The 682-nt window shown below is 70.4% G+C and carries 1 protein-coding gene; it reads right to left on the reverse strand.

The window, feature by feature from the left end; translation table 11 throughout:
• Positions 1-398: 398 nt before the first annotated feature.
• Positions 399-590 carry a hypothetical protein gene (locus A8G15_RS28750; RefSeq protein WP_068166610.1) on the reverse strand — a complete coding sequence of 64 codons (192 nt, stop codon included), beginning with the start codon at positions 588-590 and terminating at the stop codon, positions 399-401.
• Positions 591-682 lie beyond the last annotated feature (92 nt).

The following is a 682-nucleotide window of genomic DNA, read 5'->3' on the forward strand; positions in this document are numbered from 1 at the left end:
GCGACGGGAGCGACGGACTGGATGACCTTGGCGAGTTTCGTGTCGTCGGTTCCGACGGCGGCTTCGACGTCGGACGCGTCGGCGGTCTGATGAATGCCCAGGAAGTTCTTGGAGGTGGCGCCAGCGGTCGCAGCTGCTGCGGTGACCAGGCCGACCGGCACGAGTCCTGTTACGGCGATGACGGAGTTTCTCCGTAGCTTGGACGTCGTCGCTCTGGTGTGCCGGCCCACTCGATACCTCCCTCGGGCACCTCGTTCGAGATGCTTCCGTTATCTGGCGGGACCGACCATACACCAGCCGATGCGCTTCCGTTATTCAACTGTGATGTAACGGGAGTGTCGACACAGCCGTGCGCCCTGTGAGCTGCTCGAGCAGCCCACAGGGCGCGCAGATGGAAGCTACGGTCCGCAGAGAGCGGGAACCAGGCAGGGAATCTCCGGCAGCGGTGGCAGGACGGCGGGCGGGGGAGCCGGCGCGGGCTCGGCGGGAGCGGATTCGACGACGGGTTGCTCGCCGACGGCGGGCTGGGGCGCCACGACCTCGGGAGCTGCGACGTCCGCGGCGTCCGGCACGGGCCGGGCGGTGGGCACGCGGAACCGGCGGAGGGGCGGTCACACCCGGCGAGGTGGCCGCGCCCCCCTCGCGCACGGGAGCGCCCAGCCCCCCGCGACTCAGGGGCTCG

The sequence above is a fragment of the Rhodococcus phenolicus genome (assembly GCF_001646785.1).
Lineage (GTDB): Bacteria > Actinomycetota > Actinomycetes > Mycobacteriales > Mycobacteriaceae > Rhodococcus > Rhodococcus phenolicus.